We start from the raw sequence: 14,350 nt of genomic DNA on the forward strand, positions 1-14,350 counted from the left end.
CGCGCGGTTTCAGTAAAACCGTTACGCAGATAGAAACTATGTGCTTGCGTGTTCAGTGCGTAAACTTCCAGCGACAGCGTTTTCTTCAATTCCAATGCATGGTCGAGCAATTGACGGCCAAGACCCTTGCCATGAATTTTGGTGTCGATGAAAAGACCGCCGATAAACTGATCCATCAGACCGATAAATCCGGCCGGTTGTCCGTTTTCGAGGATCACCCAGTTTTCAGCTTGTTTCAGATAGATATCCCGCACCTGTTCAGACTGTAATTGCAGGCGCTCCTGCCCCAGAAAACTATGGGCAAATTGTGAGGCCTCCAGCCAGATAGCGACCAGAGTTTCCGTATCCTCATTGCGGATCGGGCGGATTTCATTTCGTATTTGTATCATGATAATTTTAGTCCATTGAAAGATATTATACGCGCCCTGCTATGGGCTGCAAAAGGCGCAACTCAACCCTCAGCCATTTATGAAAAGGCTGTCGGGGAAACACTTGCTATGAGTTGCTGCGCATAAATCTCCTGATTGGACTGCGCCTCCATATCACCGGCACAAAAGCGAAGCAAGATTGTAAAGTAAAACAGCAACACATTGTCCACTCGACTTCCCCGTCAGCTGTCTGTATGAGACATGCGTCGCGTAATAATGCGCGATGTTGTTCTCGGGGCGGGGTGCGATTCCCCACCGGCGGTATGAAGAGGAAACTCTTTGAGCCCGCGAGCGTCTGAATAAAGCGATTTGTTCAGAGTCAGCAGATCCGGTGAGATGCCGGAGCCGACGGTATAGTCCGGATGAAAGAGAGCAAAGACACGGTTAAACAGCACCCGCTTTCTGCGTGTGATCTGTCGATTTGTGAATTTGCGCCCTGATTCTAGTATCAAGAGATGAAACTATGAACCAGAGCTTGACCAACCCATCTTCCCTCAAAGTTGCTTTCATTCAGGCGCGTTGGCACGCCGATATCGTGGATGAAGCACGCAAATCCTATATTGAAGAACTGGCTAAACTGACTGACAACGGCATTGAAACCGAAGTCTTTGACGTGCCGGGTGTATTCGAAGCACCGCTTCTTGCCCGCACGCTGGCCGGTACCGGCAAATATGCAGCTGTTGTTGCAGCGGGCTTTGTGGTTGACGGCGGCATTTATCGCCATGATTTCGTATCCGATGCCGTCATCAAAGGTCTGATGCAGGCACAGATGGACACCGATGTGCCTGTCTTAAGCGTTGTGCTGACACCGCATCATTATCATGACAGCAAAGAGCATCATGATTTCTTCCATGCACATTTCAAAGTCAAAGGCCGTGAAGCCGCCCATGCAACCGTGCAGATTTTGAATACTTACAGCAAAATCGAAGCCTGATGATTATAGAGGCGGCTTGCTTATGCAGGCCGTCTCTCTTGATTATTACGCATTGTCCTTCGTATCGAAGCGGGAAAAGAAATCAGTCCAGTGAACTGGTTCCCCCGCAAAGACGGTTCCCACTTTTGCTGGAAATGCTCTACTCCTTAATACGATGCGGATGCGTATAAACATCAAATTCCGCACCGCGCACCAGTGCCACCAGCGTGATATTCAGCGCCTCTGCGGTACGGATTGCCAGAGCCGTCGGCGCGGAAATCGCCATAATCACCGGTGAGCGGATCGCCGCTGTTTTCTGCACCATTTCCAGAGAAACGCGACTGGTGACAACCACAGCGCCCCGCGCCGGATTGGCATTTTCAGCCTTGCCCTCACCACGCAACAAGAAGCCTGCCAGCTTGTCCAGCGCATTATGCCGCCCGACATCCTCGCGCACGGCCAGTATCTCGCCACCACTTTGATGCGTCTGATAGAAACCTGCCGCATGAACGGCTCCGGTCGCCCGATGCAAAATTTGCAAATCCCACATTTGCTCTGCGGCCTGCACAATCTGCTCAGAACGCAGTGTGAAGTTGCTGTTCTCAACGGGCGGAAACTCCCGCACGGCCTCAGTGATCGATTCAATACCGCACAGTCCACAGCCAACCGGCCCCGCCATATGACGGCGGCGGGCAGTCAGTGCATCGCGTTTCAGATCAGATAATTGCATCTGCACATCAATACCGGCGGGAAAGCTCTGAATATCCATCGCCTCGATTTCAGAAGCCTGCGCAATAATGCCTTCGCAGAGGCTGAAACCAACAGCAAAATCCTCAATATCCTGCGGGCTGGCCATCATCACCGCATGGGTGGTCCCGCCATAGGAAAAGGCCACCGGAAGCTCTTCCGCAACCTGCCGCTGCGAGGCTTTCAGCACGCCCTGACGGTGGATAATATTACTGACCCCAGATGTAGCTGACGGAATATCCGCGCCTTCTCTCTCAAGTCCGCAGGTTTTATCCATAGTTTTCCCTTTCAACCCTCTGACGCCATAACTATATGCTTTTATTGGAAGCATATACCAGCGCTTAAACGGATGATAATTTCCGTCATGACGCGGCAGTTTCAACAGGCAATAAGCGCTTTCGGGGTGGTAAGCACATCACGATGGTATATTCTGAAACAAATCCACCAGAGCGTGTTGTATTTGATCACAGCCACGGCACTCGCTCTGGATTCTTGTAATTGTCGCATGTTCGCGGGAGCTCAAATGAATCCATTTGAGCCGACATGCTTTAATGAGGTTCTGACTTATGGACATTCGTCTGATTGATGAAAATTTTGCTGTCACCGGCCAGCTGGCACCGGAGGATATTGCCGGTGTTGTGGCACAGGGCTTCAAAACCCTGATTTGCAACCGTCCGGATCATGAATCCGACGGCCAGCCGCTCTATGATGCGGTTGCGCAGGCAGCAACAGCCGCCGGTCTGCAAACCTATTTCATCCCTGTGGCCGGTGGCCAGATCACACAGGAAAATCTGGACGAGATGACAGCAGCTCTGGAAAATGCACCGCAGCCTGTGCTCGCTTATTGCCGCTCCGGCACCCGCTGCACCAATCTTTACGGCATTGTTCAGCAGCAGAAACAGCGCTGATTAAGCTCAATGATGATGTGCGGATACGTTCCGCACATCATCTGAATTCTACAAAACGCAGCGGATCATTCTATGTCTATCAGGCTCCTGAGCGAAACCATTATCAACCAGATTGCTGCCGGTGAGGTGATTGAACGCCCTGCCAGCGTGGTGAAAGAGCTGGTCGAAAATGCGATTGACGCCGGTGCTACACGTATTGAGATTGTCACCGCAGGCGGAGGCAAGAACCTGATCCGTGTGACGGATAATGGCGGCGGTATTCCCGCAGATGAACTGACACTCGCTGTCTCGCGCCACTGCACCTCCAAGCTGACCGATGATGTGCATGATATCCGCGCTCTTGGTTTTCGTGGTGAAGCGCTACCATCCATTGGTTCCGTTGCGCGACTGAGTATCAAATCACGCACAACTGATGCCGATTCCGGCTATGAGGTCGTGGTGCGTGGCGGACATCTGGAAGGCCCGCGCCCGACGGCGATCAATCGCGGGACGATTGTTGAAGTCAGCGATCTGTTTTATGCGACCCCTGCCCGCCTGAAATTCATGAAAACCGACCGCGCCGAATCCACCGCCATTACGGAAGTGGTGAAGCGCATTGCGATTTCCTTCCCGCAAATCCGCTTTTCCATTGCCGGTACAGATCGCAGCCCACTGGAATTGCCTGCCACATGCAGCGCAGGTGAAACGGTCACTGAAACCACCATGCTGGAGCGCATTTCACAGGTGCTTGGCGCTGATTTCTCTGAAAATGCACTGGCACTCGACAGCGAGCGTGAAGGCGTGCGCCTCACCGGCTTTACGGCTATTCCGTCTTTCAACCGCGCCAATTCTTTGCATCAATTTGCCTATATTAACGGTCGTCCGGTGCGTGATAAGCAGGTGTTCGGCGCATTACGCGGCGCTTATTCCGATGTGATTGCCCGCGACCGCCATCCGGTCGGCGTATTGTTCCTCCAGCTTGATCCGTCCCATGTCGATGTCAATGTGCATCCGGCCAAGGCTGATGTGCGTTTCCGCGATTCGGGGCTGGTGCGCGGACTGATTGTCGGCACCATTCGTCACGCTTTGGCGCAATCGGGCATCCGCCCCGCAACCAGCGGCACAGAGGCCATGCTGAAAGCCTTTCAGGCGCAAGGATTTGAAACCAAGGGATTTGAAGCGCCAGAGCGTTCATCAAGCTCATTTACCTCAGCCCCTGCCCGCAGCTGGCAGTCTGCATCCAATTATCGACCTGAACCGCCGCGTCAGGAATGGTCACCGCAGACCGCACATCCGGCTCAGCGCCCGTTGCATCTCGATACACAACCGGTACCGCGCTTTGAGCAGGCCGGTTTCGGCGAGGCTTTGCAGGCTACGATTTCGCAATTCACGGTGCCCAGTGCTGACAGCCGTGCCGCAGAAATTGAAGCACCGGCAGAGCTATTGCGTGCTCCGCTTGGTGCCGCACGGGCGCAAATCCATGCGAATTATATTGTTGCCCAGACCGAAGACAGTCTGGTGATTGTTGACCAGCATGCCGCCCATGAAAGACTTGTTTATGAAGCGCTGAAAACCGCGTTGGAATCCAAGCCAATGGCCGCGCAGATGCTACTGATCCCTGAGATTGTTGACCTGCCGGAAGAAGATGCGGAACGTGTTGTCGCCCACGCGCCGACGCTTGAGCGCTTTGGCCTGAGTGTGGAACAATTCGGCCCCGGTGCTGTGGCTGTGCGTGAAACTCCGGCCATGCTCGGCGAAATGGATGTGCAGCAGCTGATCCGCGATCTGGCTGATGAAATTGCCGAACATGACACCGCCAACGGTTTGAAAGACATGCTCAATCATGTGGCCGCGACGATGGCCTGTCATGGCTCTGTGCGCTCCGGCCGCCGCATGAAAGGCGAGGAAATGAACGCGTTGTTGCGCCAGATGGAAGCCACACCGGGTTCCGGCACCTGCAATCACGGGCGGCCGACCTATATAGAATTAAAACTCAGCGATATTGAACGTCTGTTCGGACGCAGGTAAAGATTACCCAAACACACTGAAGACAAGAAAGAATAATGAATATGTTTTCCAGCAATCGCAACGGTGAAGCCAAATTGCGCTACCTCGATGGTGATTATCAGGTTCTCGAACCGGGTTCCTATGTGATCTGTGCGGTTACCGGCGAAAAGATTGAGCTGGATGATCTGCGCTACTGGAGCGTTGCGCGTCAGGAAGCCTATGTGAACGGCCTCGTCTCCTATCAGCGCGAACTGGAAGCCAATCCTGAACTGCGCCAGCGCAGCAAAAGCTAAAATGGCATACGAAATATCAGACCTGAAGACCCATCCGCATTTTCTTGATGATGCAGCCGACCGCGTTTGGAACGCATGGTGGCGGCAGGACGGTTATGAACTGGACTTCATCAAAGGTCTGTTTCAGGAAAATCTGACGGCAGAGACCACACCGGTTGCGCTCATCGCCCATGAAGGCAGTGCGTTTCTCGGCACTGTTTCGCTGATTGACAGTGATATGGAAGCCCGCCCGCAATATACGCCATGGGTCGCAGCCCTTTGGGTTGATGAACAACAGCGTTCGCATGGCATCGGCGGTGCCTTGCTGAAAGCCGCAGCGCAACAAGCCCGCGACCTGAATTTCTCGGAAGTCTATCTTTGCGCTGAAGCTGACAAGCATGATTATTATGCTGCGCGCGGCTGGCTTTTGATTGAAGAAAATATTGATGGCCTCAATATTTACCGTCAAAGCCTCTGATTAGAGCGGTTTACGTCCAGATTGGATCAAAGCGCTCGCTCTAAATTCTTTAGTTGGTCGCATTATCACAACAGTCAAGTTGGTCCAACTTGACTGTGAAATGCTCTAGAGATCCAGACTGCGCTCAAGAAAATTTTGCCGTGTTGTTTTGATAATGCGTTGCAAAATTTTCTCACGGCCAAAATCAAGCCGCACATCAAAAACAGCAATATCACGAAGCCAGTTGCCCTCAACGGCAGATTGCAATCCATGCAGGCGCACATAATCTTTCGCCGTGGTTGCCAATATCAGATTGGCTTCCCGCGCCTCCGCAATAAGCTGGCGGATATCTTCCGGCTTATAATTATAGTGGTCGCCAAATGAGCGGCTGATAACCACTTTCCCGCCCAGTTCCGTCACACTGTCATAGAATTTCTGCGGGTTGCCGATACCGGCAAAAGCGAGAAACTTTTTGCCCTCAACCGGTTGCTCCGCCACCGAGACCAGACGCGCATCAAAAAACGGCTTATTACTGCGCGCTGCCATGCGGATCACATTTTCTGATGCATCCTCACCTTTCAGATGGTTCGGCGTTATGCGCAGCAGTGCCGATGCCTGCTGCATCTGCGCCATCAAAGGCGCACGCAAAGGCCCAGCCGGAATGATTTTTCCGTTGCCGATCCCGCGTGCGGCATCCACCACCACCAGCGCATAATCATAAAACAAACACGCGCTCTGAAAACCGTCATCCATAATGATAAAGTTGCAGCCATGCTTTTCCAGCAATTGCGCGGCATGCAAACGATTGGCCGAAACCGCGACCATAGCATGTCTTGCCAGCAGCAGCGGCTCATCGCCGGTCAACTTGGCTGTATCCTGCGCCACATCCACCAGATGCACGCCTTTGAAAGAACCGCCATAACCGCGCGAGACTATACCGGGCTTAAAGCCTTCAGCCTTTGCAGCCTCGGCAAAAGCGATACAGGTCGGTGTCTTACCCGCTCCGCCAACCGTGAAATTACCGATACACAAAACCGGCATGGCAATTTCCGGCGGCTCAGCACTCACCATACGCTTTTTAGCAACCGAGCCATAAATCGCAGCCACCGGCGACAGCAATACAGACTGCCAGCCAGCCTTACGCCACCAGAAACCTGAAATATCTGCCGGTGTCTTATTTGCAGCCATCACGGCTGCTCCGCTACATCTGTCTCAGCCAGAGGTTCAACAACTGTCGTATCCAGACGAGATTTGACAGCCAGCGGCTGTATAAAAGGTTCAAGCGCCGTGAGTGTGCGCTCCAGCGCGCCGCGCATATCACCGACCGTGCGCTTTCCGGCCTCGGTCATGGTTTTCAGCTTTTCCGGATTATTGAACAGGAAATTCACCGCACCGGCCAGCATATTATGATCGCTGACAAGTTTGGCACCGCCGTTTTTAATCAGGCGCTGATAGGATTCACGGAAATTCTGCACATTGCGGCCGGACAAAACTGCCGTGCCGAGCATCGCTGGTTCCAGCGGATTTTGCCCGCCCTCACCGGTCAGGGATTTGCCGACAAAAGCAATTTGTGACAAGCGCAGATACAAGCCCATTTCGCCGATTGTATCGCCAAGATAAACAGCCGTTTGCGGAGTGATCTCCTCATTACGGCTGCGCTGAGCAACAGTCAGCCCCTTGGCTTCGATCATGGTGCGGATTGCCTCAGCGCGATCCGGATGACGCGGCACAATCATAGTCAGCAAATCCGGATGGCGGGTGCTGAGCATTGTATGCACTGTCGCAGCAATATCTTCCTCACCCTCATGGGTGGAAATCGCAGCCCAGACTTTGCGCTTGCCAATCTGCTGTTGCAAACGCTCCAGTTCCTGCGGATCAACCGGCGGGGCATCCGTATCCACTTTGAGATTGCCGGAAATCGTGACCGGACGTGCGCCGAGCTGGCGGAAGCGTTCGCCATCCGCATCAGACTGCGCCACCACATGGGCAAAATTTTCAAACAAAGCCTCAGCAACGGAGCTGCGCTTTTTCCATTTCGCATAGGAACGGTCAGACATACGCCCGTTGATCAGGATTTGCGGAATATGGCGTTTACCAAGTTCCAGAATGGTCATCGGCCAGATTTCGGATTCGCATTTAATCGCCACATCCGGCTGCCAGTGATCCAGAAAACGGCGCACGGCAGGCAGCAAATCCAGCGGTACATATTGGTGAATAACCCTGTCACCAAGACGCTCGCCCACCAGCGCAGCAGAAGTGCGCGTGCCTGTGGTCAGCAAAATGCGGATATCCTGTGCCAAAAAATGCTCAATCAGCGGCAGAATGGCGGTAAACTCGCCCACACTCGCGGCATGCATCCAGACCAGCGGCCCGTCAGGGCGCGCAATCTGGCTGCGGCCGTAACGTTCGGCGCGGCGGGTACGGTCTTCTTTGCCTTTGGAAACACGATAACTGATATAAGGCCCGATCAGCGGATAGGCCGCACAACCGGCAGCCTTATAGATTTTAAGAACAGTGCGGGCCCATTTTTCACTCATTCTTGTCTCCATACCGGTCTTGTTTTATGCCGTACAGCAGTTCTGTTCTGTAAAACGAACATAAAATACCGGAAACACAAAGGGCACAAAGACTATTTGCGCCCCTGCTCAAGCTATTGAAATCTTGCATAAAGATGCCCGGCGAACCAAGCCTATCTTAAGTTTATACACGAATAAACCGGTCACAAGGTGATTATATAAAAGAAAGCCGGCCGCTATAACAATTTATTGTCAGCCAGAGCGGGTTGCGTTCAAATTTAATAACGACGCTCGCTCTGGATTCTTTAGTTGGTCGCATTGTCAGGGCCGTCAATTTGATCCAGTCTGACAAAATTAAAACGATCAAGTTGGATCAACTTGACTGTGACATGCTCTGGCAGGAGGTGGCAGCATTCCCAGCTGTTTATAAGCGGCAAGCGTGGCAGTATCGAGTTTACGGGTCAGTTCGAGCCGTTTTTCCTCAAGTAAATTTTCATCCGCATCCGCAGGCACCCAAACCGGTTCGGTCGTGGTGGCAGCGGAACGCCCGAAAGGCAGCGGTATTGAGGTTTTATCCCAGCTTTTTTCCAGAATTTTGCTGCGTGAAAAAGCATAGGCAACCGGCAGGATCGGGCGGCCGGATAATTTGGCCAGCAGGATAATGCCCTGCCCTGCCTCACGCACCGGACTATGCGCCACATCGGCAATCATGCCGGTGCTGGTGCCCTGATCCAATGCCCGTTTCAGGGTGAGCAGCGCGCGTGCACCGCCCTTGCCGCTATTATCGCTGTCAGCACGCCCTCCGGAACCGCGAACCGTTTGCAGGCCGAGCTTTTCCGCCACACGGGCATTGAGCTCCGCATCGGCACTGCGTGAAAACATAGCCACAACCGGCACGGATTTATCACGCACAAACGGCCCCATCAAATGCTGGCCATGCCAGAAAGTGACGATATAGGGCGTTTGCTTTTTTTGGGATGCAATCGTTTCGTAAAATCCCGGCAGGCGTTTATTAGTTGCATAAACCAGCCGGAGATAGCCCGAAATCAAATTGACCAGCACCGTCTTCAGAACTTCTGAACGCGCCAAAGGCCCGCGAATACGCTGCCAGGCGCGTTTCAAAAACTTGGTCAGAAATCCGGTTCGGTGCGGTTTGTCACCTGCCACAGTCAGAACGCGCGTCAGGCTTTGTCAGCAGAGCGCACAGCTTCAGCAACTGCACTTGCAGGATCGAGCAGACGGTGCATATGCACGATGAAATAACGCATATGGGCGTTATCAACGGTTTGCTGAGCCTTGGATTTCCAAGCCATTTTAGCGGCTTCATAATTCGGATAGATGCCGACAATATCCAGCTTGTCCAGATCACGGAATTCCATGGAATTCAGCGTCTTCAATTCACCGCCGAATACCAGATGCAGCAGTTGTTTGTTTTCACCAGATGCGGTCATGTTTCTAATCCTGTCACTGAGATTATGTTTTGCCGGAAGGCAGAGCACTTTATAGCCTGCCTTTATTGCCGCCCTCTTTAGAGCGGTTTACGTCCAAGTTCAACCGGAGTGCTCATTGCACACTCTTTAATTTATCGTATTTTCTAATGCACCTGCGACATGCCGGCTCAGGAATAATTCTGATCCGACAATAACTGCCGTACAACGCTCAGCATTTCTTCTTCAAAACCTGCAACAGCCGCCACCAGCACATCATGGCTGAACGGTTTTTGACCTGCAACTGCACCACCTGCCGCGCCATAGCTAAGCGCCTGCCCCTCAAGGGTCAAAAGCCTGCCGCCGGCCTCGGAAAGCAGCAGATCTGCCGCGGCCAGATCCCAGTCATGGGCACCGCCGCGCACGAAAGTTCCGGCCAGTTCACCCCGTCCGACCATAGCTATGCGATAGGCCAGCGACGGCACATAGGGCGAGAAAGCTGTCTTGCTGCGAAAGCCTTCCGGCAGATCATTAAAATGTGATCGCGACATCGCCACAGGATAGCTGCGGCCATCCGCAGGCAATTGCGCTGCAACCGGCGTGCCATTCTGGAAAGCCCCCTGTCCGCTGACGGCGCTCAGCACCTCTTTACGCACCGGAACATCCAGCACACCGCAGCGCGGTTTACCCTGATCGATCACTGCAATGCTCACGCACCAGCGGTCATCACCGGCAAGAAATGCGCGGGTACCGTCAATCGGATCAACCACAAATGCCCGTTCTCTGCCGGTACGCTGCTGATCTGTTGCCGTTTCTTCTGAAATCCAGCCATAATTCGGCCGCGCCTGCAGCAAAAACGCCTGAAGGAAGCGATCAACTGCCAGATCCGCCTCGCTCACAGGAGACTGACCACCTTTCAGCCAGACCTCCGGATTATTGCCATAATAGCGCAAGGCAATTTTACCCGCTTCCGCTGCCGCTTCACGGATGAGTTGCAGGTCATCGCTGTCTGCTGTTTGATTGGTTGCTTGATTAGTTTCCGGCAAGCGTCATTCCTTCAATTACCAGCGTTGGTGCTGCGGTCCCGTAAGACCGGTCGAGATCGCTGGCAGCGGTCATATTCATAAACATATCTTTGAGATTGGACGCGATGGTCACTTCACTCACCGGATAGGTCAGCTCGCCGTTTTCAATCCAGAAGCCGGAAGCACCACGGCTATATTGGCCGGTAATCATATCCACGCCCTGTCCGAAAACCTCGGTGACATAGAAACCGGTGCCGAGTTCTTTCATCAGTTCTTCCGGTGTGCGTGCACCGGCTTCAATCGCCAGATTGGTAGAGGACGGCACAACAGTTGAACCGGAACGCACACCACGGCCATTGGTTTCCAGCCCCAGTTCACGCGCGGTCGAGCCGGAGAGGAACCAGTGCTTCAGCACACCGTCCTCAATCATGGTCAGTTTTTCACCGGCAATGCCCTCACCGTCAAACGGACGGGAAGATGAACCGCGCAAACGCATCGGATCATCCGTGATGCTGATCCCTTTGCTCAGAACCTGCAGTCCCATTTTATCTTTCAGAAAGCTGCTTTTACGGGCAACGGATGCACCATTGATGGCACCGGCAATATGACCGGCCATGCCGCGCGCCACACGCGGATCGAACATCACATTGACCGGGCCAGTTTTAACCTTACGCGCATTGAGACGGCGCACAGCCCGTTCACCGGCGGTGCGGCCAAGATCTTCCAGCGCCGGCAGATCGGCGAAATGCAAACGCACGCGCATATCATAATCGCGCTCCATCGCGGTGCCTTCACCGGCAATCGCGCTGACAGAGCGGCCAAAACGGCTCAGCGTGTAAAAACCTTCAAAGCCGCCGGATGTGACCAGCACCATACCGCCCAGCCCCGCAGAGGCCGTAGCACCGCCGGAATTGGTAACACCGGCAACCGCCCTCGCAGCCTCTTCCATTGCCAGCGCATCTTCAGTCATGCGTTTGCTGTCAATTTGTGTCGGGTCAAACAGATCAAGATCGGCAATTTGTTTAGCCAGTTTCGACGGATCAGCCAGCCCCTCATAGGCATCTTCCGGCGAGACTTTTGCCATCGCAACGGCACGTTCTGCCAGCGCAACAGGATCAGCCCCTTTATTGGCACTGGCTGAAATACTGGCAATGCGCTTGCCGACAAAAACCCGCAGCGAGAAATCATCACTTTCCGAGGCTTCAGTGGCTTCAACTTTGCCTAAACGCACGCTGACATTGCTGGAACGGCTGCGCACAACCACCGCATCGGCATGATCCGCACCGGCTTTTTTAGCCGCGGCGACGAGAAAACGAGCCTGATCGGCGAGTTTTTGAGCAGAGCTTTGTGCGTCCATCATTCTTCCTGTCATTCGTCTGGCGCGGTGGTGAGAGATAATTCAACGCCCGCATTTTGCAATCTGCGAACAGTCAATTATCAGGTTTTGCCGCCTGTATAGGTTCTATATACGGATAAGCCGTGTATTTTTTAAGTCTCATTTTATGTTTATGCATGACAACTCAAGCCTGAGGAAACATATGCAGGAACACAGACGTCGTCTTCAGAATAATATCCTCAGTGTTTCGCCCATGTTCATGACTTCATATTTGAAAACGATGAAACCATAAACGTGATATTTTTCTTTAAAAAACCGTTATCTGCACGCGTTGTTTCATATTATGTTCGGCATGATTTGCCTGCAGCATTGTATTTGATGATTTTCTGCCGGTAGCTTATTCCGCACCCGCCCCGACAAACGTAATATGTGATGTTTTAATTATGGAAAACAATATTTCCATCGGCAGTCTTTATCTGCAGACCCTGATGATCCTCGGCGGGGCAATCATTGCCGCACCATTGTTCAAGCGTATGGGGTTGGGAACCGTTCTGGGCTATCTGGCCGCCGGTGTGATTATCGGCCCGATTGCCCGTTTTATTACCGATGGTGAAGAACTGCTGCATTTCTCCGAACTGGGCGTAGTGTTTCTGCTGTTCATCATCGGTCTTGATCTCAAGCCCTCCCGCCTCTGGTCTCTGCGCCATGCGATCTTCGGCCTTGGTCTGGCACAGGTCGCATTATGCGCTGTCACCCTTGCCTTTCTGGGCGTTTATGTTGCTGGTCTTCCCGTACCGGCAGCGATTATCGTCGGCTGCGGTTTTGCACTATCCTCAACCGCCTTTGCCATGCAAATTCTGGAAGACAAAGGGGAAACCAGCCAAAAATACGGGCAAAAAGCCTTTGCTATTTTGCTGTTTCAGGATCTGGCGATCGTTCCTATTCTGGCGCTTATACCTGCATTGTCACCGGGCGAAAGCTCGCAAAGCGCTGCGAATTTCCATGTGGCAGCGGCACTCGGTGCCATTATCATTCTGATTATTGCCGGTCGCTATTTGCTGAACCCGATGTTCCGTATCATCGGCAATACCGGTGCGCGTGAAGTGATGATCGCCGCCGCATTGTTTGTGGTACTCGGTTCGGCGGCGCTGATGGAAGCTGCCGGCCTGTCCATGGCGATGGGCGCATTTATCGCCGGTGTGCTGCTGGCAGATTCCTCCTACCGTCATGAACTGGCAGCCGACGTGGAACCATTCCGCGGTATATTCCTCGGCCTGTTCTTTGTCGCGGTTGGTCTGTCGCTTAATCTGGTGGTCATTCTCGATAACTGGCTGATGATCCTGCTATCGGTTCCGGTGATTATCGTTACAAAAATCGCAATCATTTATCTGCTGTGCCGTATTTTCCGCACCAGCCATAATGATGCGGTCAAAGTCGCCTTTCTGCTGCCGCAGGGCGGTGAATTTGCCTTCGTACTGTTCTCCACGGCCAGTGCTGCTGCGGTCATCACCGATGCGCTGGCCTCCGAGCTGATCGCTGCCATCACGATTTCCATGGCGCTGACACCACTCTGCGTAACGATCGGCAATCGCCTGCTGACGAATACGAAGCAGGAAGACGGTATGGAGGAAAATTTCGAGGGTGCAGGTTCCGATGTTCTGATGATCGGCTTCTCCCGTTACGGGCAGATTGCCTCGCAGATTTTGCTGGCCGGTGGTTCGGATGTGACGGTGATCGACAATTCCGCCAATAAAATCCGTGCGGCCGGACGCTTCGGTTTCCGTATTTATTTCGGTGACGGGCAGCGTAAAGACGTGCTGGAAATGGCAGGTATCCGCAAAGCCAAACTGGTTGCCATCTGCACTGAGAAAAAAGAAATCACCGACCGGATTGTTGATCTCATTCAGACAGAATTTCCGGATGTGAAACTCTATGTGCGCTCCTTTGACCGCGAGCATACGCTGCAATTGCGGGCAAAAGGCGTGGATTACGAGCTGCGTGAAACTTTTGAATCCGGTCTGTTATTTGGCCGCAAAACACTGGAAGCGCTCGGCATGCCGGAAGAAGAGGCTCAGACTATTGCCGATGATGTGCGCCAGCGCGATGAAGACCGCCTGCATGTACAGGCTTCGGAAGGTATTCTCGCCGGTCGTCACCTGTTGTTCAACAAGCCGGTAACGCCGGAACCTCTGGTCAAACCGACCCGCTCGGCAGTGCCACTCGACAAGGCAACCGAAGAGACAATCGCACCTGCCAAACCCTATCCGGAAGCAGGCATCGTCCTCACTCCGGCAAGCGAATAAATCATCGCCGGTCAAATACAAAAACGGCGCGG

14 protein-coding genes and 1 riboswitch are annotated in these 14,350 nt (G+C 53.2%); of the genes, 6 read left to right on the top strand and 8 right to left on the bottom strand.

The annotated features are described in order from the left end of the window. A partial coding sequence (locus A918_RS0111560; RefSeq protein ID WP_022711223.1) for a GNAT family N-acetyltransferase occupies positions 1 to 389 on the bottom strand: 389 nt, incomplete at its 3' end. A 263-nt stretch (positions 390 to 652) separates the two neighbouring features. Then, a riboswitch (FMN riboswitch) is annotated at positions 653 to 806 on the top strand. 85 nt (positions 807 to 891) lie between these two features. Here A918_RS0111560 and A918_RS0111565 point away from each other — a divergent pair. After that, positions 892 to 1,362, top strand: coding sequence for a 6,7-dimethyl-8-ribityllumazine synthase (locus tag A918_RS0111565; RefSeq protein ID WP_022711224.1), 471 nt, complete (start codon positions 892 to 894; stop codon positions 1,360 to 1,362). Between the two features lie 139 nt (positions 1,363 to 1,501). On the opposite strand, the gene fdhD is transcribed toward A918_RS0111565, so the two are convergent. After that, positions 1,502 to 2,365 (bottom strand): formate dehydrogenase accessory sulfurtransferase FdhD, encoded by an 864-nt coding sequence (gene fdhD, locus A918_RS0111570; RefSeq protein WP_022711225.1) that lies wholly within the window; start codon positions 2,363 to 2,365, stop codon positions 1,502 to 1,504. 289 nt (positions 2,366 to 2,654) lie between these two features. Here fdhD and A918_RS0111575 point away from each other — a divergent pair, with 289 nt between their 5' ends. The 4 genes from A918_RS0111575 to A918_RS0111590 all read left to right on the top strand — a co-directional run bounded on the left by A918_RS0111575 (position 2,655) and on the right by A918_RS0111590 (position 5,732). After that, a complete protein-coding gene (locus tag A918_RS0111575) occupies positions 2,655 to 2,996 on the top strand; it encodes a TIGR01244 family sulfur transferase (RefSeq protein WP_022711226.1) in 342 nt (113 codons plus the stop codon). Positions 2,997 to 3,068: 72 nt separating this feature from the next. Beyond that, positions 3,069 to 5,003, top strand: a complete 1,935-nt coding sequence (gene mutL / locus A918_RS0111580) for a DNA mismatch repair endonuclease MutL (protein ID WP_022711227.1) — start codon at positions 3,069 to 3,071, stop codon at positions 5,001 to 5,003. A 35-nt stretch (positions 5,004 to 5,038) separates the two neighbouring features. Beyond that, a complete protein-coding gene (locus A918_RS0111585; RefSeq protein ID WP_022711228.1) occupies positions 5,039 to 5,275 on the top strand; it encodes a DUF2093 domain-containing protein in 237 nt (78 codons plus the stop codon). 1 nt (position 5,276) lies between these two features. Continuing rightward, the gene (locus A918_RS0111590; protein ID WP_022711229.1) at positions 5,277 to 5,732 is read left to right on the top strand and encodes a GNAT family N-acetyltransferase; all 456 of its coding nucleotides are present in this window, start codon (positions 5,277 to 5,279) and stop codon (positions 5,730 to 5,732) included. 105 nt (positions 5,733 to 5,837) lie between these two features. Here the strand turns inward: A918_RS0111590 and lpxK are convergent, their stop codons facing one another. The 6 genes from lpxK to A918_RS0111620 form a co-directional block, all read right to left on the bottom strand. Beyond that, positions 5,838 to 6,899 (bottom strand): tetraacyldisaccharide 4'-kinase, encoded by a 1,062-nt coding sequence (gene lpxK / locus A918_RS0111595; RefSeq protein WP_022711230.1) that lies wholly within the window; start codon positions 6,897 to 6,899, stop codon positions 5,838 to 5,840. Further along, positions 6,899 to 8,248, bottom strand: a complete 1,350-nt coding sequence (gene waaA, locus A918_RS20250; RefSeq protein ID WP_022711231.1) for a lipid IV(A) 3-deoxy-D-manno-octulosonic acid transferase — start codon at positions 8,246 to 8,248, stop codon at positions 6,899 to 6,901. The genes lpxK and waaA overlap by 1 nt, the downstream gene beginning before the upstream one ends. A 342-nt stretch (positions 8,249 to 8,590) precedes the next feature. Then, on the bottom strand, positions 8,591 to 9,349 hold the full coding sequence (locus tag A918_RS20255) for a lysophospholipid acyltransferase family protein (protein ID WP_371257517.1): 759 nt from the start codon (positions 9,347 to 9,349) through the stop codon (positions 8,591 to 8,593). 59 nt (positions 9,350 to 9,408) lie between these two features. Beyond that, a complete protein-coding gene (locus A918_RS0111610) occupies positions 9,409 to 9,678 on the bottom strand; it encodes a DUF4170 domain-containing protein (protein ID WP_022711233.1) in 270 nt (89 codons plus the stop codon). Between the two features lie 167 nt (positions 9,679 to 9,845). Beyond that, entirely contained in the window at positions 9,846 to 10,700 is an 855-nt protein-coding gene (locus A918_RS0111615) for a 3'(2'),5'-bisphosphate nucleotidase CysQ (RefSeq protein ID WP_022711234.1), read from the bottom strand. Continuing rightward, positions 10,687 to 12,036 (bottom strand): TldD/PmbA family protein, encoded by a 1,350-nt coding sequence (locus A918_RS0111620; protein WP_022711235.1) that lies wholly within the window; start codon positions 12,034 to 12,036, stop codon positions 10,687 to 10,689. Before A918_RS0111620 ends, A918_RS0111615 begins: the two co-directional genes overlap by 14 nt. Positions 12,037 to 12,458: 422 nt before the next feature. Between A918_RS0111620 and A918_RS0111625 the strand changes: the two genes are divergently transcribed. Next, positions 12,459 to 14,318, top strand: a complete 1,860-nt coding sequence (locus A918_RS0111625) for a monovalent cation:proton antiporter-2 (CPA2) family protein (RefSeq protein WP_022711236.1) — start codon at positions 12,459 to 12,461, stop codon at positions 14,316 to 14,318. The last annotated feature ends 32 nt before the right edge of the window (positions 14,319 to 14,350 follow it).

Source organism: Pseudochrobactrum sp. AO18b (genome assembly GCF_000409565.1).
GTDB lineage: Bacteria > Pseudomonadota > Alphaproteobacteria > Rhizobiales > Rhizobiaceae > Pseudochrobactrum > Pseudochrobactrum saccharolyticum.

What these genes read in the sequence shown, in the direction of transcription:
- waaA (WP_022711231.1), bottom strand. Translation starts at nt 8,248, where the DNA reads ATGAGTGAAAAATGGGCCCGCACTGTTCTTAAAATCTATAAGGCTGCC.
- A918_RS0111575 (WP_022711226.1), top strand. Translation starts at nt 2,655, where the DNA reads ATGGACATTCGTCTGATTGATGAAAATTTTGCTGTCACCGGCCAGCTG.
- A918_RS0111590 (WP_022711229.1), top strand. Translation starts at nt 5,277, where the DNA reads ATGGCATACGAAATATCAGACCTGAAGACCCATCCGCATTTTCTTGAT.
- mutL (WP_022711227.1), top strand. Translation starts at nt 3,069, where the DNA reads ATGTCTATCAGGCTCCTGAGCGAAACCATTATCAACCAGATTGCTGCC.
- A918_RS0111625 (WP_022711236.1), top strand. Translation starts at nt 12,459, where the DNA reads ATGGAAAACAATATTTCCATCGGCAGTCTTTATCTGCAGACCCTGATG.
- A918_RS0111620 (WP_022711235.1), bottom strand. Translation starts at nt 12,036, where the DNA reads ATGGACGCACAAAGCTCTGCTCAAAAACTCGCCGATCAGGCTCGTTTT.
- lpxK (WP_022711230.1), bottom strand. Translation starts at nt 6,899, where the DNA reads ATGGCTGCAAATAAGACACCGGCAGATATTTCAGGTTTCTGGTGGCGT.
- fdhD (WP_022711225.1), bottom strand. Translation starts at nt 2,365, where the DNA reads ATGGATAAAACCTGCGGACTTGAGAGAGAAGGCGCGGATATTCCGTCA.
- A918_RS0111585 (WP_022711228.1), top strand. Translation starts at nt 5,039, where the DNA reads ATGAATATGTTTTCCAGCAATCGCAACGGTGAAGCCAAATTGCGCTAC.
- A918_RS0111610 (WP_022711233.1), bottom strand. Translation starts at nt 9,678, where the DNA reads ATGACCGCATCTGGTGAAAACAAACAACTGCTGCATCTGGTATTCGGC.
- A918_RS0111565 (WP_022711224.1), top strand. Translation starts at nt 892, where the DNA reads ATGAACCAGAGCTTGACCAACCCATCTTCCCTCAAAGTTGCTTTCATT.